This window comes from Halorubrum salipaludis, from assembly GCF_002286985.1.
Classification (GTDB): Archaea; Halobacteriota; Halobacteria; order Halobacteriales; family Haloferacaceae; genus Halorubrum; species Halorubrum salipaludis.
Genome location: NZ_NSKC01000009.1, coordinates 159,933 through 181,694 on the forward strand (window position 1 = coordinate 159,933; position 21,762 = coordinate 181,694).

The 21,762-nt window shown below is 71.1% G+C and carries 23 protein-coding genes; 12 read left to right on the forward strand and 11 right to left on the reverse strand.

Features of this window, described 5'->3' with window-relative positions; genetic code table 11:
- The first annotated feature begins 43 nt into the window (after positions 1 to 43).
- Complete coding sequence (locus tag CK500_RS13885) at positions 44 to 1,294, forward strand: CaiB/BaiF CoA transferase family protein (RefSeq protein WP_095637821.1); 1,251 nt, start codon at positions 44 to 46, stop codon at positions 1,292 to 1,294.
- Between the two features lie 128 nt (positions 1,295 to 1,422).
- On the opposite strand, the gene aceA is transcribed toward CK500_RS13885, so the two are convergent.
- From aceA to CK500_RS13895, 3 genes are read right to left on the reverse strand one after another with little or no spacing between them, the layout of a single operon-like run.
- Positions 1,423 to 2,460, reverse strand: a complete 1,038-nt coding sequence (aceA, locus tag CK500_RS13890) for an isocitrate lyase (protein ID WP_095637822.1) — start codon at positions 2,458 to 2,460, stop codon at positions 1,423 to 1,425.
- Between the two features lie 5 nt (positions 2,461 to 2,465).
- Positions 2,466 to 2,588: a hypothetical protein gene (locus CK500_RS17745; protein WP_269843959.1), complete on the reverse strand. Its 123-nt coding sequence runs from the start codon at positions 2,586 to 2,588 to the stop codon at positions 2,466 to 2,468.
- Positions 2,585 to 2,947, reverse strand: coding sequence for a hypothetical protein (locus tag CK500_RS13895; RefSeq protein WP_095637823.1), 363 nt, complete (start codon positions 2,945 to 2,947; stop codon positions 2,585 to 2,587). The genes CK500_RS17745 and CK500_RS13895 overlap by 4 nt, the downstream gene beginning before the upstream one ends.
- Before the next feature lie 275 nt (positions 2,948 to 3,222).
- Here CK500_RS13895 and thiL point away from each other — a divergent pair, with 275 nt between their 5' ends.
- Positions 3,223 to 4,137, forward strand: coding sequence for a thiamine-phosphate kinase (thiL, locus tag CK500_RS13900; protein WP_095637824.1), 915 nt, complete (start codon positions 3,223 to 3,225; stop codon positions 4,135 to 4,137).
- A 24-nt stretch (positions 4,138 to 4,161) separates the two neighbouring features.
- Here the strand turns inward: thiL and CK500_RS13905 are convergent, their stop codons facing one another.
- From CK500_RS13905 to CK500_RS13910, 3 genes are all read right to left on the reverse strand, one after another.
- On the reverse strand, positions 4,162 to 5,073 hold the full coding sequence (locus CK500_RS13905) for a 1,4-dihydroxy-2-naphthoyl-CoA synthase (protein ID WP_095637825.1): 912 nt from the start codon (positions 5,071 to 5,073) through the stop codon (positions 4,162 to 4,164).
- A gap of 77 nt (positions 5,074 to 5,150) precedes the next feature.
- Positions 5,151 to 5,321: a hypothetical protein gene (locus tag CK500_RS17465; protein WP_198951573.1), complete on the reverse strand. Its 171-nt coding sequence runs from the start codon at positions 5,319 to 5,321 to the stop codon at positions 5,151 to 5,153.
- Between the two features lie 76 nt (positions 5,322 to 5,397).
- Positions 5,398 to 5,628, reverse strand: a complete 231-nt coding sequence (locus tag CK500_RS13910) for a hypothetical protein (protein WP_095637826.1) — start codon at positions 5,626 to 5,628, stop codon at positions 5,398 to 5,400.
- A gap of 186 nt (positions 5,629 to 5,814) precedes the next feature.
- Here CK500_RS13910 and CK500_RS13915 point away from each other — a divergent pair, with 186 nt between their 5' ends.
- Positions 5,815 to 6,972, forward strand: a complete 1,158-nt coding sequence (locus tag CK500_RS13915) for a BMP family lipoprotein (protein ID WP_095637827.1) — start codon at positions 5,815 to 5,817, stop codon at positions 6,970 to 6,972.
- Positions 6,969 to 9,365 (forward strand): methyl-accepting chemotaxis protein, encoded by a 2,397-nt coding sequence (locus CK500_RS13920; protein WP_095637828.1) that lies wholly within the window; start codon positions 6,969 to 6,971, stop codon positions 9,363 to 9,365. Before CK500_RS13915 ends, CK500_RS13920 begins: the two co-directional genes overlap by 4 nt.
- An 18-nt stretch (positions 9,366 to 9,383) precedes the next feature.
- On the opposite strand, the gene deoC is transcribed toward CK500_RS13920, so the two are convergent.
- Positions 9,384 to 10,031, reverse strand: coding sequence for a deoxyribose-phosphate aldolase (gene deoC, locus CK500_RS13925; protein WP_095637829.1), 648 nt, complete (start codon positions 10,029 to 10,031; stop codon positions 9,384 to 9,386).
- Between the two features lie 128 nt (positions 10,032 to 10,159).
- Between deoC and gatD the strand changes: the two genes are divergently transcribed.
- The 4 genes from gatD to CK500_RS13945 are packed head-to-tail and all read left to right on the forward strand — an operon-like array spanning position 10,160 to position 14,070.
- The gene (gene gatD, locus CK500_RS13930; protein ID WP_095637830.1) at positions 10,160 to 11,455 is read left to right on the forward strand and encodes a Glu-tRNA(Gln) amidotransferase subunit GatD; all 1,296 of its coding nucleotides are present in this window, start codon (positions 10,160 to 10,162) and stop codon (positions 11,453 to 11,455) included.
- Positions 11,452 to 12,537 (forward strand): GNAT family N-acetyltransferase, encoded by a 1,086-nt coding sequence (locus CK500_RS13935; RefSeq protein WP_095637831.1) that lies wholly within the window; start codon positions 11,452 to 11,454, stop codon positions 12,535 to 12,537. Before gatD ends, CK500_RS13935 begins: the two co-directional genes overlap by 4 nt.
- A complete protein-coding gene (locus CK500_RS13940; protein ID WP_095637832.1) occupies positions 12,534 to 12,746 on the forward strand; it encodes a hypothetical protein in 213 nt (70 codons plus the stop codon). Before CK500_RS13935 ends, CK500_RS13940 begins: the two co-directional genes overlap by 4 nt.
- A 46-nt stretch (positions 12,747 to 12,792) precedes the next feature.
- Entirely contained in the window at positions 12,793 to 14,070 is a 1,278-nt protein-coding gene (locus CK500_RS13945; RefSeq protein WP_095637833.1) for a DUF6498-containing protein, read from the forward strand.
- 55 nt (positions 14,071 to 14,125) lie between these two features.
- Here the strand turns inward: CK500_RS13945 and CK500_RS13950 are convergent, their stop codons facing one another.
- A complete protein-coding gene (locus CK500_RS13950; RefSeq protein ID WP_095637834.1) occupies positions 14,126 to 14,647 on the reverse strand; it encodes an HPP family protein in 522 nt (173 codons plus the stop codon).
- A 132-nt stretch (positions 14,648 to 14,779) separates the two neighbouring features.
- Between CK500_RS13950 and CK500_RS13955 the strand changes: the two genes are divergently transcribed.
- Positions 14,780 to 15,778 carry an A24 family peptidase gene (locus CK500_RS13955; RefSeq protein WP_095637835.1) on the forward strand — a complete coding sequence of 333 codons (999 nt, stop codon included), beginning with the start codon at positions 14,780 to 14,782 and terminating at the stop codon, positions 15,776 to 15,778.
- 593 nt (positions 15,779 to 16,371) lie between these two features.
- Here CK500_RS13955 and CK500_RS13960 read toward each other — a convergent pair.
- From CK500_RS13960 to CK500_RS13970, 3 genes are read right to left on the reverse strand one after another with little or no spacing between them, the layout of a single operon-like run.
- Complete coding sequence (locus CK500_RS13960; RefSeq protein WP_095637836.1) at positions 16,372 to 17,298, reverse strand: DMT family transporter; 927 nt, start codon at positions 17,296 to 17,298, stop codon at positions 16,372 to 16,374.
- Between the two features lie 45 nt (positions 17,299 to 17,343).
- A complete protein-coding gene (gene idsA3, locus CK500_RS13965) occupies positions 17,344 to 18,390 on the reverse strand; it encodes a geranylfarnesyl diphosphate synthase (RefSeq protein ID WP_095637837.1) in 1,047 nt (348 codons plus the stop codon).
- A complete protein-coding gene (locus CK500_RS13970; protein WP_095637838.1) occupies positions 18,387 to 19,739 on the reverse strand; it encodes a ribonuclease J in 1,353 nt (450 codons plus the stop codon). The genes idsA3 and CK500_RS13970 overlap by 4 nt, the downstream gene beginning before the upstream one ends.
- A gap of 302 nt (positions 19,740 to 20,041) precedes the next feature.
- Between CK500_RS13970 and CK500_RS13975 the strand changes: the two genes are divergently transcribed.
- From CK500_RS13975 to CK500_RS13985, 3 genes are all read left to right on the forward strand, one after another.
- Positions 20,042 to 20,284, forward strand: coding sequence for an LSM domain-containing protein (locus CK500_RS13975; protein WP_095637839.1), 243 nt, complete (start codon positions 20,042 to 20,044; stop codon positions 20,282 to 20,284).
- Entirely contained in the window at positions 20,281 to 20,457 is a 177-nt protein-coding gene (locus tag CK500_RS13980; RefSeq protein WP_095637840.1) for a 50S ribosomal protein L37e, read from the forward strand. The genes CK500_RS13975 and CK500_RS13980 overlap by 4 nt, the downstream gene beginning before the upstream one ends.
- A 162-nt stretch (positions 20,458 to 20,619) precedes the next feature.
- Positions 20,620 to 21,651: an LLM class flavin-dependent oxidoreductase gene (locus CK500_RS13985; RefSeq protein ID WP_095637841.1), complete on the forward strand. Its 1,032-nt coding sequence runs from the start codon at positions 20,620 to 20,622 to the stop codon at positions 21,649 to 21,651.
- The last annotated feature ends 111 nt before the right edge of the window (positions 21,652 to 21,762 follow it).

The following is a 21,762-nucleotide window of genomic DNA, read 5'->3' on the forward strand; positions in this document are numbered from 1 at the left end:
GCCGCGAGGACGATCCGACGACCGACCTCGGAGGTGCCCTCCCGTGGTCGGTGAGGCGCGCGACCCCGAGGGCGACGCGGGGCCGCTCGACGGCGTCACCGTGCTCGACGCCTCACGGGTGCTCGTGGGGCCGTTCTGCACCATGCAGCTCGGCGACCTCGGCGCCGAGGTGATCAAGGTCGAGCGCCCGGGCGAGGGCGACCAGACGCGGACCTGGCGCCCGCCCGCGTTCGGCGAGGACGAGGGCGACGGCGAGGGCGCGCAGAGCGCCTACTACGCCAGCGTCAACCGGAACAAGCGCTCCGTCGAGCTGAACCTCGCGAGCGAATCTGGGCGCGAGGTCTTCCGTGACCTCGCGCGGGAGGCCGACGTGCTCGTCGAGAACTTCCGGGTCGGCAAGATGGCCGAGTGGGACCTCGACTACCCGGACCTCGCCGAAGAGAACCCCGAGCTGATCTACTGCGGGCTCTCCGGGTACGGCGAGTGGGGGCCGGACCGCGACGAGCCCGCCTACGACATCGTGATGCAGGCCCGCGGCGGCTTCATGTCGATCACGGGCGTCGAGGGGGGTGCGCCGGTCAGGATCGGCGTCGCGCTCGCCGACATCGGCGCCGGGATGTACGCGACGCAGGCGATCCTCGCGGCCCTCCTCGAACGGGAGCTCGGCGACGGGACCGGCCAGAAGATCGACGTGAGCTTGCTCGACGGGCAGGCCGCGTGGACCAGCTACATGGCGGCGAACTACTTCGCGAGCGGCGAGCCGCCGGGGCGGATGGGGAGCAAACACCCGAACATCGCCCCGTACCAGGCGTTCGAGACGCGGGACGGGTACGTAGTCGTCGCCTGCGCGTCCGACGCGTTCTGGCCCCGGCTCTGCGAGGCGCTCGACCGCCCCGACCTGCTGGCCGACGAACGGTTCGAGACCAACGAGCAGCGCGTGCGCAACCGGGACGCCCTCGACCCCGAGCTCGACGCGTCGTTCGCGGAGCTCGCGACGGCGGAGGCGCTCGACCGGCTCGACGAGCACGGCGTCCCCGCGAGCCGCGTCCGCGACATGGCCGAGGTGTTCGACGACCCGCAGCTGGCCGCGCGGGACATGGTCGACGAGTTCGACCACCCGACCGCCGGCCCGATGCGGGTGCCGGGCTCGCCGATGCACTTCTCGCGGACGTCGACGACGGCCCGGCGGCACCCGCCCTCGCTCGGCGAGCACACGGAGGCGGTGCTCAGGGAGTACGGGTACGGCGACGGCGACCTCACCGAGCTGAAAAATATGGGTGCGATCCCCGAGTAGTCCCGCGGAGGTTCGTCCCGGCGAGTCGGGGTCCCGTGATGCCCATCGGCTCCCCGAACCGCCTCCGCGAGCGCGTGATCGGGTGGATCCGTCTCGCCGATCAGTCGTCGGCTACTCCGTCTCGCCGATCAGTCGTCGTCTTCGGCGGTGATCGGGTCGCTCTCGTCTTCGGTGAAGCCGGCCGACTCCTCCTGCCGCTGCCGGGCCTCGGGGTCGAACTCGGCCTCGATGTCCTGGTACCGCGGGACGAAGGAGAGCTCGTGGTGGCTCTCGGTCTCATGGCCGATGTACCGCTCCTCGAGGTCGAACTGCGCCTCCTCGTCGTTCTCCGCGATGTTCTCGAAGTCCTCGTAGGCGGCGTGCGCGCCCGAGTGGAGCCCGTACAGCGTGATGAAGATGTACTGGTAGCCCAGGTCCCCCAGCTCCTGGAAGGTGAGCGGGTCCTCCTCGGCGCCCCACTCGAACGAGGAGGAGTAGTTGAACGCGAGGTCAAGGTCGGGGTGGGTCTCGTGGATCGTCTCGGCGTACTCGACCGCGTCCTCGCGGGACGGGTCGGGCATCTCCGGCCAGACGAGGTCGACGCCGGCGTCGGCGTAGATCCGGCCGCGTTCGAGGTGCTCCTCCCAGTCGCCGTTGGCGGAGCCGTACGCGTCGGTGCGGGCGATGATGACGGTGTCCTCGCTCTGCTTGGCGTCGACCGCGGCCTCGAAGCGCGAGCGGGCCTGCTCGCGAGAGACGATCTGCTTGCCCGCGATGTGGCCGCACCGCTTCGGCGAGGTCTGGTCCTCGATGTGGATCGCCGCGACGCCGGCCTTCTCGTACTCGCGGACCGCGCGGCGGACGTTGTGGACCCCGCCGTAGCCGGTGTCGCAGTCGGCGACGACCGGGAGGTTCGTCGCCTCGACCATGCGCTTGGCGTTCTCGACCATCTCGCTCATCGTGACCATCTCCAGATCGGGGAAGCCGAACTGGCCGAGGACGGTCGAGTAGCCGCTCATGTAGGCCGCGTCGAGCCCGGCCATCTCCGCGAGGCGGGCGTCGAGCGCGTGGTAGATCCCGGGCGCGAACGTGTAGTCCTGCTCCTCGAACAGCTCGCGGAGCCGCCGGCCGGCCGGGTTGTCGATATCTCTCGTGAAGACGTCGTCGTCGAGTTCGTTGGGATGCATCGTTGTCACTCCGTGGTCGCGTCGTCGCATCGGTCACTCCGCTCGGTCCGTCCGGTCGCGCGCCGCGTGAACGTCGTCGGGTCCGGGCGCGGGCCGCGTCCCGTCCCGGCCATCGGGACGGCGCTCATCGCGACCCCCCGTCGGTCCGCGGGCGACGCGTCGGTCGCAGGTCGGGGACCAGCGGGGCGTCCCGCTCGCCGTCGGTCGGCGGCGGGCTCGGGCGGCGCGGGGTCTCGCTCGCGGTCGACCCCTCGGTCGTCGGACGTGTCGTCGGGACGATCGGCGCGCCCGCCTCTTCGGTGCTCGGCGTGCGCCCGGGGATCGTCCGGGGAGAAGGATCGGCGTCGCGTCGATCGGTCGGGGTCGGATCCGTCGGCGTCCGGTCCGTGGCCGTTCGGTCGGTCGTCGTCCGATCGGTCGCCGTTCGGTCGGTCGTCGTCCGGTTCGTCGGGTCGTCGGTGGGTGTGGTGTCGTCAGGTGTCGTCATCGGGTTGTGTGGGCGGTTGCGGCAGTCGTCTGGTGATCGTGCTGTCGGCGGGTCGGGCTGCTGCGTGTCCGCGTACGGATACTGTCATTGCACTCGGTAGGTGCGAGGGGATGGTAATAAACATAATGATTGATAATGATAATATTCGTTAATGTGTAATACCTGTTTAAATGTATCTTGCTAACAACTGCCAAAGGATGCCGGAGCTCCGGAACCGATCCGGCGGCGTCCGGATCGATCCCTTATAATCCGTTCCGCCTCGATCGGTCGGTATCGTGAACGAGCGAGACGCGCTCCGGGCGCTCGCGGCCGACCTCCCGCACGCGGGCGACGACGCCGCCGTCGTGGGCGACACCGTGATCACGACCGACATGCTCCACGAGCGGACCGACTTCCCGCCCGGGACGACGCGGTACACCGCCGGGTGGCGCGCGGTCGGCGCGTCGCTCTCGGACGTGGCCGCGATGGGGGCGCGAGCGACTGCGGCGGTCGCCGTCTACGCCGACGCCGCCTTCGACGAGGAGAAGCTCGATCGGTTCGTCGCCGGCGCGGTCGACGTCTGCGAGGCGGTCGACGCCGAGTACGTCGGCGGCGACCTCGACACCCACGACGAGTTCACCACGGCCTCGACCGCGGTCGGCGACGCGACCGACGCGGGCGTCGTCACGCGGTCCGGCGCGCGACCCGGCGACGCGCTCTGCGTCACCGGCGAGTGGGGCCGGTCCGCGGCCGCGCTCCGCCTGTTTAAAAGAGAGACCGACGAGGCCGGCGATGGGGAGGCCGTCGAGCGCGCCAACGACCTGTTCCGGTTCACGCCCCGCGTCGCCGACGGGCTGACGCTCGCGGACCGCGCGACCGCGATGATGGACTCCTCGGACGGGCTCGCGCGCTCGCTTCACCAGCTCGCGGAGGCGAGCGAGGTCGGCTTCGCGCTCGATCCCGAGCGGCTCCCGGTCCACCCCGCCGTCGACGCGGTCGCCGAGGGACCGGCCGACCGCTTCGAGCTGGCCGCCCACTTCGGCGAGGACTTCGAGCTCGTCTGCGCCGTCCCCGAAGAAGCGATCGAGCCCGCCCGCGAGGCGTGTCCGGGCGGGCTGACCCGCGTGGGCCGGGTCGTCGACGCCGGGGACGGGGTCACCGCCGACGGCGAGCCGCTTCCGGACCGCGGGTACACGCACGGGTCGGAGTGATCGGCCCGGCGTAGCGGAACCGACTCAGTAGTGCCAGGGGTAGTCGCGGAACTCCGGCTCCCGCTTCTCCAAGAACGCGTCGCGGCCCTCCTGGGCCTCGTCGGTCATGTACGCCAGGCGGGTCGCCTCGCCCGCGAACACCTGCTGGCCGACCATCCCGTCGTCGGTCATGTTGAACGCGTACTTCAGCATGCGCATCGCGGTCGGCGACTTCTTCGTCATCTCGTCGGCCCACTCCAGCGCGACCTCCTCCAGGTCCTCGTGCGGGATCGCCTCGTTGACCATCCCCATGTCCGCGGCCTCCTCGGCGGAGTAGGTCTTCCCGCGGAAGAACACCTCGCGGGCCTTCTTCTGGCCGATCTGTTTGGCCAGGTACGCGGAGCCGAACCCGCCGTCGAAGGAGGCCACGTCCGGGTCGGTCTGGAGGAACTTTCCGTGCTCCTCGCTGGCGAGCGTGAGGTCGCAGACCACGTGCAGGGAGTGGCCGCCGCCGACCGCCCAGCCGGGGACGACCGCGACGACGGGCTTGGGCATAAAGCGGATCAGCCGCTGGACCTCGAGGATGTGGAGCCGGCCCGCGCGCGCCTCCTTGACCAGCGGGTCGTCCTCGTCGCCCGCCTCGTCGTCGTCGCGGTACTCGTAGCCGGAGCCGCCGCGCACCGACTGGTCGCCGCCGGAGCAGAACGCCCAGCCGCCGTCATCAGGAGAGGGACCGTTGCCCGTGAGCAGCACGCAGCCCACGTCCGCCTGCTTGCGCGCGTGGTCGAGCGCGGCGTACAGCTCGTCGACGATCCCCGGCCGGAACGCGTTCCGGACCTCGGGACGGTCGAACGCGATCCGGACGGCCGGCACGTCGACGCCGCGGTGATAGGTGATGTCGTCGAACTCGTCGGTGACCGGCTCCCACGCGTCGGGGTCGAAGATCTCCGAGACCATACGCGCGTGTTGGCGGGCGGCCTCATAAACGACGGCGGGTCGGGGGCGCCGGTAGGGGGGAAAGACCGGGTCGTCGCCTACTCCGACTCGTCGGCGTCGTCGACGGCGTCGGCCAGCTCGTCGATGTGCGTCCGGAGCACCGAAACCGTCGCGTCGGCGTCCGCGTACCCCTGGTCGTAGCTGTCCAGCGGGGACTCGGTCTCGTCGAGGAAGCGTTCGACCGCGGACTCGATCGTCTCGTCGCTCATGGCCGTCGGTTCGACTGCCGTCGGGTTATATCCCTCGCCGCGCCGGCGACCGCATCGGACCGATCGCGACGCCCCGTCAGCGACGCCGCAGTGCGTAGGTCGCGTAGCCGACGGCGACGAGGAGGCCCGCGGACAGCAGGCTCCCGAACACCGCGGGCGAGGTCACGACGAACTCGCCGAACGGGTCGGTCAGCGCGAGCACGCCGACGATGAGCGCGACGGAGATGAGGATCCCCACCGCGCCGAACGCCTTGAACGCCGCGTCGAGGTCCAGCCCGCGCGATCCGGATCCGGTCGAATGGCTCATACCTTCTCGTAGGCGCTCCGCATATATATGGACAGGCGCCGTTCCCACAGCGAGAGAACGCGACGGCGGCCACTCAATCCGGGGCGAATCGCGTCAGAGTACCTCACGGCGTCGCGTTCGGATATCGCTATCGCCCTTGATAATCTCTGCGTAGCCGTTTTATCCCCGATCCGTCGAGCGCAGACAATGACGCATAAGCGATCGACGACGCTCCCCCGGCGGCGGCTCGTCGCCGGGCTCGGCGCCGCCGCAGTCGGCGGGCTGGCCGGGTGTCTGGGTGGCGATCCGAGAGACGATTCGGCCTCGACCGGAGACGAAACGAACGCGGCGACGACGAAGAACGGGTCGGCGATCGGCGACGCGGACGACGCCAGCGCGACGGTCGGAATGGTGTACGCGCTCGGCGGGCTCGACGACCGGTCGTTCAACGACGCGGCGAACAGGGGGATCCAGCGCGCACGCCTCGACCACGACGTCGCGTTCGCGAACGAGGAACCCACCGCGGCTCCGGAGTTCCAGACCACGCAGGCGGCGCTGTCGGCGTCGACCGACCCCGACTACGACCTGATCTGCTGCGTCGGCTTCCTGCAGGCGGAGGGGCTCACGGCGGTCGCGGGCGAGTACCCGGACCAGCGGTACGCGATCGTCGACTCCGTCGTCGACCGGGAGAACGTGGCGAGCTACGTGTTCCGCGAGCACGAGGGGTCGTTTCAGGCCGGTCACCTCGCCGGACTGGTGACGAGCCGCGACGTGTCGGTCGGGGCGGGCTCGACGCTCCCCGACGAGCGAACGGTCGGCTTCGTCGGCGGGGTCGAGTCGGACCTCGTCCGCAAGTTCGAGGCGGGCTACCGCGCCGGCGTCGACCACGCGGCCGTCGACGCCTCGGTCCTCGGCGCGTACGTCGGCGCCTTCGACGACCCCGAGAGCGGGTACGCCGCCGCCGCGGAGATGTACGAGCAGGGCGCCGACGTGGTGTATCACGCGGCGGGCGGGAGCGGCCTCGGCGTCTTTCAGGCCGCACAGGAGCACGGCCGGTACGCGATCGGCGTCGACTCCGACCAGTCGCGGAGCAACCCGCGGTACGCGGACGTGATCTTGGCGTCGATGGTGAAACGGGTCGGCACCGCCGTCTACGACGCCGCGGAGCGGACGATCGACGACGAGCTCGGCACGGGTGAGACGACCGCGCTCGGCCTCGCCGAGGACGGCGTCGCGCTCGTGTACGGCACGTCGCTCGGGCCGGTGATCCCCGACGACGTGCGCGACGCGCTCGGCGAGTCCGGCGACCGGATCGTCGCCGGCGACCTGTCGGTCCCCTCGGACCCGGCGGAGGTGGGGCAATGACGGACGGCCTCGTCGACCGACTGGCGCGGGCCGCGAGCCGGGTCCTCCCGGACGCGGTCCGCCGCCGGTACGCCGCCAAGTTCGCGCTCGCGTTCCTCGTCGTCGCCGCGGTCGTCGTCGCGGGAGGCGCGTTCACTTACCTTCAGACCGGCGAGACCGTGGAGGCGGACGCGACGACCCAGCTGGCCGAGACCGGCGGGCTGCAGGCGGACGCGATCGGCTCGTGGACCGAGCGGATGAGCACGGAGACGCGGTCCATGTCGGCCGCCGACGCCCTCCGCTCGGACCGGCGCGCGCCAGCCTACATTCTGTTGAAAGACGAGCTGCTCTCCGACGACATCGTCAGCATCCACCTCGTCGACTCCGGCGAGAACCGCGTGGTCGCCAGCACGGAACAGCCGTTGGAGGGGCGCGCTCCGAGCGACCTCGACGCGCCGTGGAGCGACGCCGACGTGCCCGAGGGGGTCGGCGACGACGACCGCGTCTGGCGGTCGGCCCGCTCGTACCGGTCGCCCGTGCTCAACGACCGCCCGGTGATGGCGTTCGCCAGCTCCGTGCCGCGGGCCGACGGCCGGTACCTCGTCGTGGTGACCCGCATCCAGCCGCAGCTCGAGCGGATCCAGAACACCGACACCGGCGAGGAGACGACGATCCTCAACGCCGACGGCCGGACCGTCCTCGACATCGACGGCACCGTCGACGAGGAGGAACACGCCGACGGCGTCGAGACGATCCGCGGAGGGAACGCCACGACCGCGACCCGGATCGGCGACGGACAGGTCCACGCGTACGCGGCCGTTCCCGGAACCGACTGGGTGGCGGTCACGAGCGTGGACCAGTCGACGGCCTTCGCCGTCCGGAACGACGTGGGGAACTCGGTGCTGCTCCTCATCCTCCTCACGCTCGCGTCGCTCGGGGTCGTCGGCGTCGTGCTCGGCAGCCGGACCGTCGTCCCCCTCTCGCGGCTGCGCGACCGCGCCGAACGGATCGAGTCGGGCGAGCTCGACGTGGACCTGGCGACCGGGCGAGTAGACGAGATCGGCCGCCTGTTCACGAGCTTCGGCGAGATGCGGGACGCGCTCCGCGACCGGATCGCCGAGGCCGAGACCGCGGCCGACGAGGCCGAGGCGGCCCGCGAGGAGGCCGAGGCCGTGACGCGGGACATGGAGACGCGCGCGGCCGACTACAGCGAGGTGATGGGCGCGGTCGCCGACGGCGACCTCACTCGGCGGATGGACCCGAACGCGGACCGCGACGCGATGCGGGAGATCGCCGAGGAGTTCAACGACATGGTGGCCCAACTGGAGCGGACCACCGCGCGGGTGGCCGCCTTCGCCGCCGAGGTCGACGACGCGAGCGCGGAGCTCGCGGCCGGCGCCGACGAGGTCGAGACCGCGAGCGGGACCGTCAGCGAGCAGATCCAGGAGATCGCCGACGGCGCGGTCAGGCAGGACGACCGGCTCGACGCGGTGAGCGGCGAGATGAGCGACCTCTCCGCGAGCATCGAGGAGGTCGCGTCGTCGGCCGCATCCGTCGCGGAGACCGCGGAGGCCGCCTCGGAGCGCGGGGTGGAGGGCCGCGAGGCCGCCGCGGAGGCGCTCGACGAGATGGACGCGATCGAGGAGCGCTCCGCCGCCGCGGTCGAGCAGATGGAGTCGCTCGACGACCGCATGGACGAGATCGACGAGGTCGTCGACTTCATCACCGACGTGGCCGAGCAGACGAACATCCTCGCGTTGAACGCCTCCATCGAGGCCGCCCGGGCGGGCGAGGCCGGCGAGGGCTTCGCCGTCGTCGCCGACGAGGTCAAGGACCTCGCCGAGGAGACGCAGGCGGCCGCCGCCGAGATCGAGTCGCAGATCGAGGCCGTCCGCGGTGAGGCGGACGAGACCGTCGACGACATCCGCGAGACGAACGCGCGGATCGACGAGGGGTCCGACACCGTCCGCGAGGCGTCGTCGTCCCTCGAGGCCGTCGTCGACGCGGTCGAGGAGACGAACCACGGCGTCCAGGAGATCAGCGAGGCGGCCGAGGACCAGGCGCGGTCGACCCAGCGCGCGGTCGAGGGCGTCGAGGACGTCGCGGAGGTGAGCGGCGAGGTCGCGACCGGCTCCGAGCAGGTGTCCGCCGCCGCTGAGGAGCAGACGGCGACCGTCACCACCATCGCCGAGAACGCCGACCGGCTCCGGGGACAGGCCGAGGCGCTCTCGGAGTCCGTCTCGACGTTCGAGGTCGACGTCGATCCCGACGATATCGAGGGCGCAGAGCGCGGAGCGAACGCCGGGAACGGCGAGATCGACGGTCTCGACTCGACGGAGGGCGACGGTCTCGCCGCCGACGGCGACGGGCGGGACGGCTCGGCGGACGTTAGCCTCTCGCCAGACGAGCGCTAGCTTCTCGGCGGACGAGCGCTACTCCCCGCTCTCCGGATGCCCTTCGACGATGGCGACGCCCGAGGAGGCGCCGATCCGGACCGCGCCGGCGTCGAGCATCGCCGTCGCTTCCGCGTAGGAGCCGACGCCGCCGGACGCCTTCACCGGCAGGTACTCGCTCATCAGCTCCACGTCCGGGACCGTGGCGCCGCCGTCGGCGAACCCCGTGGAGGTCTTCACCATGTCGGCGTCGGCGGCGACGGCGGCCTCGCAGGCGCGGCGCTTCTCGGCGTCCGTCAGGAGCGCGGTCTCGATGATCACCTTCACCGGGACCGGCACCGCGGCCACCACGTCCGAGATCTCGGCGGCGACGGTGTCGTCCTCGCCCGCCTGCAGGCGCCCGACGTTGATCACCAGATCGATCTCGTCGGCGCCGTCGTTCCATGCGGCGACGGCCTCGTCGCGCTTCGTCGCGGGCGCGTGCTGGCCGTGGGGGAAGCCGACCACGGTCGCGATCGTCTCGGGCGCGTTCTCGTAGTCGGTCGCCTCGGGCAGGTAACAGGGCGGGATACAGGCGTTCATCCCGTGGGCTGCGGCCTCGTCGAGCACGGTCTTGACGTCCCCCCACGTCGTCTCCGGGCCGAGCACGGTGTGGTCGATGCTGGCGGCGAACTCGTCGCGGTCCATGCGCTCACGGTCGGGAGCGCGCGTAAAAGACGTACTGGGTCCGCGTCGCCGCCGCCCGGGTCGAAACCGAGCCCGCTTCGGACCGCCGAACGGTTGGATTCAAGTCCGCCGCAGGGAAATCGGGTGGTATGCAACCGGGAGATCGCGTCCGCGTCGACCGCGGGGACGTCACGAACGAGGGCGTACTGCTCCCCTCGACGACTCGCGACCACCTCGTCGTCAAGCTCGACGGGGGGTACAACGTCGGCATCGACCGCGACGAGGCCGACGTGGAACTGCTCGAATCCGGGGCCCGCGACGTCGACGAGGGGGCCGACGCGGGCGGCGGCGAGGCCTCCGAGATCACCTTCGACGACGATCTGCCGACGGTCTCGCTCATCTCCACCGGCGGGACGATCGCCTCCACCGTCGACTACCGGACCGGCGCGGTCACCGCCCAGTTCGACGCCGAGGACGTGCTCCGCGCGGTCCCCGACCTGGCCGGCCGCGCGAACTACCGCGGGCGGGTCGTCGCCAACATCCTCTCGGAGAACATGGAGCCGCCGATCTGGCGGGAGCTGGCCGAGGCCGTCCGCGAGGAGATCGCGGCCGGCGCCGACGGCGTCGTCGTGATGCACGGGACCGACACGATGCAGTACTCCGCCTCCGCGCTCTCCTTCATGCTCGACTCGCCGGTCCCGATCGTCTTTACGGGCAGCCAGCGCTCCGCGGACCGGCCCTCCTCCGACAACGTGATGAACGCGGTGTGCGCGGTCGAGGCCGCGAAGGCCGACCACGCCGAGACGCTCGTCTGCATGCACGCGACGCAGTCCGACGACGCCTGCGCGCTCCACCGCGGCACGCGCGTCCGGAAGAACCACACCTCCCGGCGCGACGCCTTCGAGACGGTCGGCGCCGAGCCACTCGGCCGCATCGACTATGAGGCCGCGGCCGAGGCGGGCGCCGAGGGCGGCGCCGCGGACGCCGCCATCGAGTGGGCCCGCGAGCCGATCGCGCGGGGAGACGGGGACGACGCCGATCTCTCGGCCGCGACCGACCTCGACGCCGACGTGGAGCTCGTCAAGTTCACGCCCGGCATGGACCCGGCCGCGTGGGACTACCTCGACGAGAAGGACGGCGTCGTGATCGAGGGGACCGGGCTCGGGCACGTCCACACCGACCTCATCCCGCGGATCGAGGAGCTGGTCGAGGGAGGGACCGTCGTCGCGATGACGAGCCAGTGTCTGTCCGGCCGCGTCTGCGACCGGGTGTACGACACCGGCCGCGACCTGCTCGACGCCGGCGTCGTCGAGGCAGGCGACACCCTCCCCGGCACCGCGAAGGTGAAGCTGATGTGGGCGCTCGCGAACCTGTCCGACCCCGCCGAGGCGATGGGCCGGGACCTCGCGGGCGAGCTGACAGAGGAGTCGCAGCCCTGGCGATGACGGACCTTGAGGATGAATCGGCGCCGGGCGCCGGTTCGGCTCCGGCCCCCGTCGTCCGCGAGGCGCACCCCGCCGACGCCGACGCGGTCGCCGCGTTCACCCGGGACACGTGGGGCGAGCGACACGAGGACTACATCCCGCGCGTGTTCCCCGAGTGGGCCGCGTCCGACGACCCCGACAGCGCCACCTTCGTCGCGACCCTGCCGCCCGAGGCGGTCGCGGAGCGCGGCGCGCCCGACGACGCCGACCGGGAACCCGGCGACACCCTCGTCGAGGGGGACGGGACGGGCGCGGCCGCGGCGGGGGAGCCGGAGGCCGTGGTCGGCTGCATCCAGGGCGTCCTGCTCTCCGAGTGGGAGGCGTGGGGGCAGGGGATCCGCGTCGACCCCGCGGCCCGCGGGTTCGGCGTCGGGACCGCGCTCTCGGAGGCCGCGCTCGACTGGGCCCGCGACCGCGGCGCGACAGTCTGTCGCAACATGGTGTTCTCGTGGAACATTATGGGGCTCGGGCAGTCTCGCGCGGTCGGCTTTGAGCCCGCGACGGAGTTCCGGTTCGCGGAGCCGGAGCCGGACTCGGAGGCGATCGACTCCGACCCCGCCGACCCCGCCGGCCCGACCCCGGTCCCCGCTCCCGACCCGAACGCCGCGTGGGCGTTCTGGAGCGACAGCGACGCCCGGGACCTCCTCCGCGGGCTCGCGCTCGACCCCGACGAGTCGTGGGCGTGCTCCGAACTGACCCGCGAGCGCCTCCGGAGTGCGGCCGGCGAAGACCGGCTGCTCGCGGTCGCCGGCGGCGACGCCCTCGCCGGGTTCGCGGTCCGGACGCGCGTGGCGGAGCGCGAGGCGGACGGCGAGACGACCCGGACCGCGACCTACGGCGCCGCCGCGTGGCGGGACACCGAGGCGGCGGGCGCGCTGTACGACGCGATCGCGGCCGACGCCGCCGCGGTCGACGCCGACGGCGCCCGCGTGCTGATCCCGGAGACGGTCGAACACGTCAGCGACACGGGCGCGAACCGGATCCCGGTCGCGGCCGAACCGGACTTCGTGATGGCCGCGGACCTCACAGGCGGTGCGCCGTGAGCCTCTTCGGCGTCCCGCTCCCGTGGTCGCTCCCGCTCACGCTCGTGATCTACGGGGTCGTCGTCGCCGCCGCGGCGTGGATCTACCGCGACGCGAAGGCGCGCGGGAGCCGCTACGCGGTCGTCTGGGGGCTCTCGACGCTCCTCTTCACGATTCTCCCGGTGCTCGCGTACCTGTACCTCCACCGCGACGCGGGACCGGCGCGGTGACCCGCACCGACCGCTTATAAACCCGGGAGGCGGATCGCCCGAACGGATGCCCTCCACCGATCGCGCTCACCGGCTGGGAGCCCTCGCTCGCGGTCGCCGCCCGCGGGCGATCGCGTTCCTCGTCTCCAACCTCCTCCCGCTCGTCGGCGTCCTCGCGCTCGACTGGAACGCGGCCGCGCTGATGACGCTCTACTGGTTCGAGCTCGGGATCGCCTCCTTCTGGGCCGTCGTCCGCGGGCTGTTCGCCGGCCGCCCCTCCGAGATCGAGTCCGACGCGCTGATCGCCGGTCCGCTCGCGCAGCGGCGGGTCGGCCTGTCGATCCCCCGAACGGGCCTGCGGATCCGGCTCTCCTCGCTGCTCGTGCTCCCGGTCGTCGCGCCCATCCTCGCGGTCGTCTGGCTGTTCGTCGGCGCGCTCACCGTCGGCGTCGTCGCCGACGGCGGGCTGGCCCCCGAGGCGCTCGACACCGTGACGCTCGCGGTCCTCGCCGTCTTCGCCGGCGAGGCGGGGACGACGCTGACCGACTACTTCGGCCGCGGCGAGTACCGCGACCACAGCGCCCAGACCGCGATACGGGGCGTGTTCGCCCGCGGCGCGGCGATATTCCTCGGCGCGCTGTTCACCGTCACGATCGTGGGCGCGGCGACGATGGAGGGGGACGCGCCGATATCCGCGCTCGACCCGAACGCGGTCGGGCTCCCACTGTTGCTCGGGATCGTCGCGGTGAAGGCCGCGTTCGACCTCGCGGGGCTGTACGGCGACCGGCTCGCGGCGTTCGACGAGTCGTCGGCGCTCGACCTGGGGCTCTCGTACGACCCGCCCGCGACGGAGCCCGTCGACGGATCCGTCGCGGAGCCGGCGCAGACGGTTCGGCAGTCCGTTCGCGCGCGACTCGCGGGCGCGGCCGTCACGCCGATCGGCCACCCGGGGCTGTGGTACCTCGCCGCGGTTCCGGCGCTCGTTGCCGCGTTGTTCGCGATCGGCGGCGACTGGGCGACCGCCGCCGCACTCCTCGCGGTCGCAGTCGCGATCCCGCTGGGCCTCGGCGCGCTCGACCACGAGCTCCGGTACGGCCTCGTCGCGTACCGGGTCGGCGACGACGCTTTGGTCGCCTACGACCGGCTGTTCGGCGTCCCCCTGTGGCGCGTCGAGCCGTGGGACGAGACGGACCTGCGGGTGAGACGCGGGCGGCTCGACCGCCGGCTCGGGACCGCGACCGTCGTGATCGAGCTCCGCGACGACGAACGCCGAATTCCCGGACTGGCCGATCCCGAGCCGGTGCTCTCGGTCTTCGACAGGCGCGCGGAGCGCCCGGACGATTGAGCGGCCGCACGACTGGTCGCCCGGAGGCCAAAAGATCGACGACCGACCGCGGCAGTCAACGGTTTTCCGCCCGGTAGAGCGGGTGCGCGTCCCCCACGATCCGCCTGAAGACCGCGATGACGCCGGCATGGATGCCCACGAGGACGGTCACGCTCGCGACGATGATCGCCACCTCGGTCGGGGTCGAGAGGAGGCCGAGCGAGACGATGAGCGTCGTCGCGCAGGCGGGGGCGTGTACCGCGTCGGTCGCGATCATCGCCCAGCTCGTCGCCACGAGCGAGACGGTCGCGCTCGCCGCGAGCCGGAACCCCTCCGGCGAGAACGCGGGGGGCGTCGCGGTGAGACTCGCGCCGGCCGCGATCAGCGACCACGCCGCGAGCCCGGCGACGCCCCCGATGAGGTGGCTCCCGACGATCCGGGCGGCCCGGCCGCGCTCGCTCCGGCGGTCGAACGCGATGAGGAACGCCGACGGCCCGAGGCTCGGGAAGACGAACGGCTGGCCTGTCCCCCACGCGATCGCGCCGAGGACGGTGAAGAGGAGCCCGGCGTACAGGCTGGTTCCGACGCGGCGTCGCATCGTCGCCCCTCGGCCGCGGGATCACAAAGCGTCGGCGGTTCGGCTTGCCGCGTCGCCCGCGACCGTCGCCGCGCTATCGATCGCGATACGCGAACCCGAACGCCTAATTGCGCCCGCGCCGCCCGTGGTGACATGTTCGCGACGCTGCCGGACGCCCTCCGCCTGTTCGTCGTCCCCGTCTTCGCGTGGGCGGCCCTGCGCGACGTCCGGACCCGACGCCTCCCGAACCGGCTGTGGCCGCCGCTGTACCTGTTCGGCGCGCTGCTGTTGCTCTGGGAGACTGCACGGCTGTGGCCTCTCGCTGGGTTCGAGGGGCGGCTGTTCCTCGTTCAGGCCGCGATCAGCCTGCTGTTCGTCGCCCCGCTGGGCTACGCCTTCTGGTATCTCGGCGCGTTCGGCGGCGCCGACGCGAAGGCGCTGATCGCGATCGCAGTCCTCTTCCCCACCTTCCCCGCCTACGAGATCGCCGGAACGACGCTCCCGCTCGTCGACACCCAGATCGGCGTGTTCTCGCTGACGGTGCTCACGAACACGGTCCTGCTCGCGCTCGCGTACCCGCTCGGGCTCGCCGGGATCAACCTCCTCCGCGGGGAGCGCTCGGCGACGATGTTCTTCGCGCGGCCGGTGGCGACCGACTCGCTGCCGGACCGCCACGGGCGCCTGTTCGAGGACGACGCCGGAACGACCCGGAACGGCCTCGATCTGGACGCGCTCCGGATGTACCTTCGCTGGCGCGGGGCGACCCTCGCGGACCTGCGCGCGGACCCGGATCGGCTCCGCGACCCCGACAGCGTCGGCGAGACGCACGAGCCGACCGACGGCGGGACGCACGTCGGCCCGCGGACGGACGGGGGGACCCCGACCGGGGCTGAAGGCGAGGGCGGCACCGAGCGCTCCGAGAGCCCCGACGACCCCTGGGCCGCCGAGCGCTTCCTCGACGAGATCGACCACGGCGCGTACGGCACCGACGCCGAGACGCTCCGCGGCGGGCTGGCGGTCGTCGCCCGGAAGGACCGCGTGCTGGTGTCGCCGGGGATGCCGTTCGTCGTCCCGATGGCGGTCGGGCTGGTCGTCTCGCTGACGTACGGAGATGCGCTGTTCGCGGTGCTCGGCGCGATCGGCCTTGTGTAAGCGGATCGTCGTCGAAACATCCGACGAGAAACACTCGCCGAGAAGATCTAGGAGGGATTGACACGGCGGCGATCGATAAACGGAGTGGGTATTGCAGATCGGTAGCGGCGAGACGGTATTTAAGTATCCGTGAGCGACGGCAACGACCACTTATAAAAACGGCGTAGTGGCGCGTGCCTGTGAGGCCGCCTCGCGGCCAAGCAGCACGCGCGAGGGAGTCGGCCGGCGCTTATAAGCGCCGGCCGACGAGGCTGGGGAGGTGTGAGGTGCGGTTGTGGTGCGGTTGTGGGTGGGACTCAAAGGGGCAGCCGGGAGGTGGGCAGAGGCGACGCAAGCACCGCAACGAGTGAGCGGAGCGAACGAGTGAGGGGCGCAGCGAGCGTCTGCCCACCTCGCGGTTGGGGCTTTGGAGGTTTTCACCGGAGCGTTATCGATCACTTATAAACAGCCGACAGCACCACCACAATCCGATTTATAAACAACCGATAAACCGTAGTGATTCAGGTACTCCCGCCGTCGATCGGGGGTGTGCGCTTCGGCGGGCGGTCGAGTCGACGAGGGGAGCTCAAACGGGCGAGACTCGACGCGTGTTTTTAAAACAACCCGCCGACCCGCGAGAGGAGCCGCGGGACCTCCTCGGCGATCGCGTGTCGCTTCAGCAGCGCGAACCCGACGACGATGACGGCGAAGCCGGCGACCGTCAGCGGGGTCACGGGTTCCGCGAGGAGCACCGCCCCGGCGACGGTCGCGACCACGGGCACGACGTAGGAGACGAGGTTGATCTCGAACGCGCCCAGCCGGTCGAGCAGCGTGAAGTAGATGGTGTACGCGACCGCCGAGGACAACACGCCGAGGAACAGCAGCGCGCCGACCGCCGGGAGCTCGGCCGACGGGAGCTGTTGGCTCTCGCCCAGCCCGAGGCTGAGCCCGTGGATGACCAGTGCGCCGAACAGCATCGCCCAGCCGGTGAGCGCGATGCTGGAGAAGCTCGTCTCCACGGTCCGGAGGCCGACGCTGCCGACCGCGACCGCGAGCACGCCGACCGAGATGAGCCCGACGCCGATCGTGACGCCCCCGGCCAGGTTCGCGGGATCGGGCTGGGCGACGAGCCCGACGCCGACGAACGCGAGCACCACGCCGAGCGCGCCGCGCGCGTCGAGGTCCGAGCCGCCGATCCAGAGGGCCGCGACCGCGGCGGTCGCGATGGGAACGAGGCTGTAGGTGATCGAGGCGATGCCGCTCGTCGTGTACTGCTGGCCGACGAACAAAAGCGAGTTGTTGGCGGCGACGGAGAGCCCGCCGCTGAACCCGATCGCGGCCAGATCGCCGCGGGTCCGGGGAAGCGGGCCGCTCTCGGTCAGGAGGACGTACGAGACCAACGCCAGCGCCGCCACGTCGAACCGGTAGGCGGCGTACAGCACCGGCGGGTAGTAGTCGAGGCCGACCTCGATAGCGACGAAGGAGCCGCCCCACAGCGTCGCGAGCGCGAAGAACAGGACGACGTCTCGGTACCGGGACACGTTCGGAACAACGGGGTGCCGAAGTAAAGCGGTGTCCGTTTCGGCTCAGTAGCCGCGGACGATCAGGTAGTCCGCGAGGTCGGCCAACAGCTCGCGGGACCCGCTCTCGGGCAGGATCTCGAGGTGTTCCTTCGACCGCGCCGTGAGGTCCTCGGCCGTGTCCCGGGCGTACGCGATCGAGCCGACCTCCTCTAAGGCCGCCACCGCGTCGTCGATGGCCTCCTCGGTCACCTCGGCGGGCGTGTCGGCGTCGACCAGCCCGTCCACGTCGACGCCCTGCTGGCGGGCGTGGAGGGTGATCAGCGTCTCCTTCCCCTCGACGAGGTCGGAGCCGCGCTGCTTGCCCAGGTCCTCGGAGGGGACCGTCAGGTCGAGCACGTCGTCCTGGATCTGGAACGCCCGCCCCGAGTCGATCCCGTACTGGTAGAGGGCGTCGACGACCTCCTCGTCGGCGCCGAGGAGGAGGGCCGGGGTCGCGGCCGAGGCGCCGTAGAGGACGGCGGTCTTCAGCTCGACCATCTCCAAGTACTCCTCCGGGAGGATGTCGTCGCGGCTCTCGAAGGCGACGTCGAGCGCCTGTCCCTCGCAGATCTCCGTGCAGGTGGACGCGAGCATCCGCATTGCCTCCAGCCCGTTTTGGGGGTCCGCGCCCGTCTCCGTCATGAACTCGAACGCCTTCGAGTAGAGGGTGTCGCCGGCGAGGATGGCGGTCGAGGTGTCGTACTGCTCGTGGACGGCCGGGACGCCCCGCCGCAGGTCGTCCTCGTCCATGATGTCGTCGTGGATCAGCGTGAACGACTGGATCACCTCGATCGCGACCGCAGCGCGCATCACGTCGACAGTGTTGCCGTCGAGGGCCGCAAACTCGCGGAAGTCGGCGCCGAGCGGGTCGGTGCCGGTCACCGCCTCCGCGGCCAGCGTCGCCACCGTCGGCCGGAGCCGCTTGCCGCCCGCTTCGAGGATGTATCGGGTCGCCTCGTAGAGCCGCTCCGGCTCCTGTATCGGCAGCTCCTCGTCGATAGCGGCGTTGACGAGGTCACGCCGCTCGCGGATGGCTTCCAGCACCCGCGCCTCCTTCGTCTCGCTCGTCATTCGACGAGCTGGATGACGCTCCCGTTCTGCGTGACGTGCACGTCACGGCCGAGCTTGTACCCCTGCGACTTCGCGAGGTCGACGTACGGCGAACGACCCTTCAGCGTCTGGTGGCCGGGAATGAGGTGCTGGGGCTGGAGCGCCTGCAGCATCTCGTAGTGGCCCTCCTCGCGGAGGTGGCCGGAGACGTGGATGTCGTCGTAGAGGCGCGCGCCCTGCATCCGGAGGAGCTGTTCGGACTGGTACCGCTGCCCCTCGTTGGTCGGCTCCGGAATGACGCTCGCGCTGAAGACGACCTTGTCGCCGTCGTCGATTTCGTACGGGGTCTCGCCGCGGCCCATGCGGGTCAACATTGCGCGCGGCTCGCCCTGGTGGCCCGTCACGATGGGGAGGAAGTTCCCCTTCCCCTCCTTCATGATCCGCTTGAACGCGCGGTCGACCGACTTCCGGTGGCCGTACATGCCGACGTCGCCCTGGAAGTCGACGAAGTCGAGCCGCTCCGCGGTGCCCGAGTACTTCTCCATCGAGCGACCGAGCAGGACCGGCTGCCGGCCGATCTCGCGGGCGTACTCGACGAGCGTCTTCACGCGGGCGATGTGGGAGGAGAACGTCGTGGCGATGATCCCGCCCGAGTAGTCCTCCATCGATTTGAGCGTGTCCTCGACGTGCTTCTTCGCGTACGACTCGGAGGGCGTCCGACCTTTCCGGCCGGCGTTCGTACAGTCCTCGATGTAACAGAGGACGCCCTCGTCCTGACGGCCGATCTCGCGGAACCGGTCCATGTCGATCGGGTCGCCGATGACCGGCGTGTGGTCCAGTCGCTTGTCGAGGCCGTAGACGATCGCGCCCTCGGGCGTGTGGAGGACCGGGTTGATCGCGTCGATGATCGAGTGGGTGACGTTGACGAACTCCATCTCGACCTGCTCGGAGTCGCCGATGGCCATCGTGCCGCCCGCCTTCATCTTCACGAGGTCGTTGTCGACCTGGAACTTCCCCTCGTCGTCGATCTGCTGTTTGACCAGCTCGATCGTGTACGGCGAGCCGACGATGGGCGCGTCGTACCGGTGCGCGAGCTTCGGGATGCCCGCGATGTGGTCGAGGTGACCGTGAGTGGGGACGATCGCCTGCACGTCGCCCTCCAGCTCGCTCATGACGCGGTCGTCCGGGATCGCGCCCATGTCGATCAGGTCGAGGCTGTGCATGCTCTCGGTCTCCACGTTGTCGTGGATGAGGACCTTACTGAGGTTCAGGCCCATGTCGAAGATGACGATGTCGTCGCCCGCTCTGACCGCCGTCATCTGTCGACCGACCTCTTCGTAACCGCCGAGTGTCGCAATTTCGATTTCCATGGTTTGTGGGTTCGAACGCCGTGGTGGCGTCCATCACTGAAACCCCGCAAGGAGCCGTCAGCGCTACGTTGATCCGCGCGTCGTTGAGGCCCCGCTACGGCCGAGCCGACGTCGACTCACCGTGTCCCGCGGGAGTGTGGTACCCGGAGGTACAGCAGCCCGTCTTAAAAACACCCGGGTTCGAGCGCGCCGTTTGCGGCCCGCCGGCGACGGCCGTCGATCGCGGGCGTCTCGCGGCGAAAGCCGGACGAGCCCCCGGCGTCCCGGTATTTTTATTAGTGCGACGGGCGGCGATACGGACAATGAGTGGACGACCCCTCGACGTGCTCGAAGCGTCGCTCGAGGAGCCGGTGACGGTTCACCTGAAGGACGGGACGACCTACTACGGCATCCTCGCCGGCTACGACCAGCACATGAACGTCGTCATCGAGCCGGAGTCCGACGTGGACGACCGCGTCGACGACGACCTCGACGGCGAGTTCGCGGTCGCGATCGAAGACACAACGATTATACGCGGCGATAACGTCGTCACCATCAAAGCATGACCGGCTCCGGAACGCCCTCTCAGGGGAAGAAGAACAAGACGGTTCACGTGAAGTGCCGCCGCTGCGGCGAGAAATCCTACCACGTCAAGAAGGAGCGCTGCTCCTCGTGCGGCTTCGGCGACTCCGCCTCCCGCCGCGACTACGCCTGGCAGTCGAAGAACGGCGACAACTGACGACCGCGCTCTCTCTTTCGACGCTTTCGTTTCCCAGCTCTCCAGCCGCTGCGCCGGACCGTCGGGTCGACGCGCCCGGTCGATCGGCGAGCGCGGCTTCCGATCCCCCGACGCGACCGCCGGGAGCCCAACCGTTACCCCTCGGGCTCGCCGACGGCGGACATGGACCTCTCGATCGTCGACCTCTCGCCGGTCCCCGCGGGCGGGACCGCGGCCGACGCGTACGCGAACACGGTATCCGCCGCGGAGCAGGCCGAGCGGCTGGGCTACTCGCGGTTCTGGGTCGCCGAACACCACGGCATGGGCGATCACCTCGCCGGGACGACCCCGGAGGTGCTGCTCGGTCGGCTCGCGGGCGCGACCGAGGAGATCCGGATCGGCTCCGGCGCCGTCCTGCTCAACCACTACAGCCCGTACAAGGTCGCGGAGGCGTTCGGGACGCTCGACGGGCTCGCGCCGGGACGGATCGACGCCGGCCTCGGCCGAGCGAACGGGTCGCCGGCATCGGACCGGGCGCTCGGCACGGACCGCCGCGTCGAGGACCCCGACGAGGACCACGAGGAGCGCATCCGCGCGGTCGTGAACCACCTATACGACGCCTTCCCCGACGACCACCCGTACGGCGATCTGACGGTCCCGCGCTCGGGGGCGGCCCCGCCGGTCCCGTGGGTGCTCGGTTCCAGCCCGTCGAGCGCGGCGATCGCCGGGAAGCTCGGCGCCCGGTTCTGCTTCGCGGCGTTCATCCGACCGGGACTCGCCGAGCGCGCCTTCGAGACCTACCGCGAGCGATTCGAGCCCACGGGGCTCGGCGGCGGGCCCGAGGAGCCGCACGGGATGGTCGCGGTCAACGCGGTCGCCGCCGAGACGGACGCGGCCGCGGCGCGCCGCCGCGCGCCCGCGGAGGCGACCTTCAAGCGGATGCGACGCGGCGAGGTCGGGTCGATCCCCTCGGTCGAGGAGTCGATCGCGGAGCTCGGCGGCGCCCCCGACCCGACGCCGGCGACCCTCGACGCCGACGAGTGGCCGCGAGCGATCTCGGGGAGCCCGGAGACGATATCCGGCCTGCTCGAACAGCTCGCCGACCGGGTCGGCGCCGACGAGGTGATGATCCAGCACGCGGTGCCCGACCACGGGGACGCGCTGGAATCGCACGCGCTGTTGGCGGAGGCGGTCGGGACCGAGTCGCGGGCGTGACCGCGGCAGGGGGTGAGACTCCCGGCGGCACGACTGCGTCCGGCCGTTCGGCGGTCCGTCGTCGCCCGGGCCACCACCCTCGTCGCCCTTCTCCTACCCGTCGCGATTCGG